The following is a 1,610-nucleotide window of genomic DNA, read 5'->3' as shown; positions in this document are numbered from 1 at the left end:
CGGCTTACTCAAAGATAGCGAAACAATTTTTTTTGAGTAAAGCAAGGTGGCTAACTTCATTATAGAACTTTCAGAACAAAAATGAAAACATATGATTTATTAGTCATAGGCTTTGGTAAAGCTGGAAAGACACTTGCTGCTAAGATGAGTTCTCTTGGCAAGAAAGTTGCTCTTGTTGAAGAAAGTTCTTCAATGTATGGAGGAACTTGTATCAATATTGGCTGTATTCCAACAAAAACATTAATCCATGCAGCTGAAAATCATTTAACATTTGAGCAGGCAATGGCTGAAAAAGAGGTGGTTATGCGTCGATTAAATCAGAAAAATAAAGCCAATGTGGTCAATGCTGGTGTAGATCTTTATGATGCTAAAGCAAGTTTTGTCTCTAATAAGGTTATTAAAATAGTTGCTGGCGAGGATAGTGAATGGTTAACAGCTGATACTATAGTGATTAATACAGGCGCCATTTCAAATCGTTTGCCTATACCAGGATTAAAGGAATCTAAAAATGTCTTTGACAGCACTGGTATTCAAAAATTAGAAACTTTGCCACAAAGGTTAGGAATCATTGGAGGGGGTAATATCGGGCTTGAATTTGCCAGCCTTTATGCTAATCTTGGCAGTAAGGTCACCGTTTTTGAAACTGCTAACCGTATTTTGCCACGTGAGGAGGATATCGTTGCGCAGCTAGCAAAAGAATACATGGAAGAAGACGGTATTTCCTGTTTTTAATGCTCAGATAAATGCTTTAGAAAATGATGAAGAGGATAATGTTATTTTAAGCAATCATGGTCAGAAAATGAGTTTTGATGCTGTCCTTTATGCGACTGGTCGTAAATCGAATATTACTGACTTGGGACTTGAAAATACAGATATTGTGGTAACAGACCATGGTGCCATTGAGGTTGATGATTATTGTGAAACTAGTGTTCCAAATGTTTATGCTGTTGGGGGTGTCAATGGCGGACTCCAATTTACTTATGTGTCATTGGACGATTATCGCATAGTTTTTAATAAATTAACTGGACAGAGTGATTATAACGCTAGTCAGAGAAATAATATCCCCACTACATTATTTATTAACCCTGCTTTGGCACGTGTAGGTTTAACAGAAAAAGAGGCTGCAGAGGCAAATCTTCCCTATAAAGCAAATGAATTAATGGTTTCAGCTATGCCTAGAGCTCATGTTAATGGCAACCTTCGAGGTATTTATAAGGTTATTGTTAATGAAAAAACACAAGATATTTTAGGAGCAACTCTTTTTGGTGAAGGTGCTCAGGAAAATATAAACCTGATTAAGTTAGCTATGGATAACCATATTCCATACACTTATATTAAGAATCAAATATTTACGCATCCTACTATGGCAGAGAACCTTAATGACGTTTTTAATTTTTAAAATAAAAGACGACCAGCAGATTGTCAAAAAATTGATAAAATCGTAACAAATTGATTTTAAAAGGCTCTATAATTTCTGTAGTGGGTAAATCCACTGTAGAGATTATGGAGCCTTTTTTAGTGTAGAAAAAAAGTCCCATATGACCTATAATGAAAAGCGACGAAACTCACATTAGAAAGGGTTCATATGGAACAACTAAATCTTATCACAA

General features: G+C 35.4%; 1 pseudogene. It reads left to right on the top strand.

From position 1 onward, the window contains the following. Positions 1 to 81: 81 nt before the first annotated feature. Positions 82 to 1,399, top strand: a pseudogene (locus ACFORE_RS04580) (FAD-containing oxidoreductase). Positions 1,400 to 1,610 lie beyond the last annotated feature (211 nt).

The organism is Streptococcus alactolyticus (assembly GCF_042649785.1).
Lineage (GTDB): Bacteria > Bacillota > Bacilli > Lactobacillales > Streptococcaceae > Streptococcus > Streptococcus alactolyticus.
Note: the sequence above shows the minus strand (reverse complement) of the source record. Positions and strands in the feature narration are given on the sequence as shown.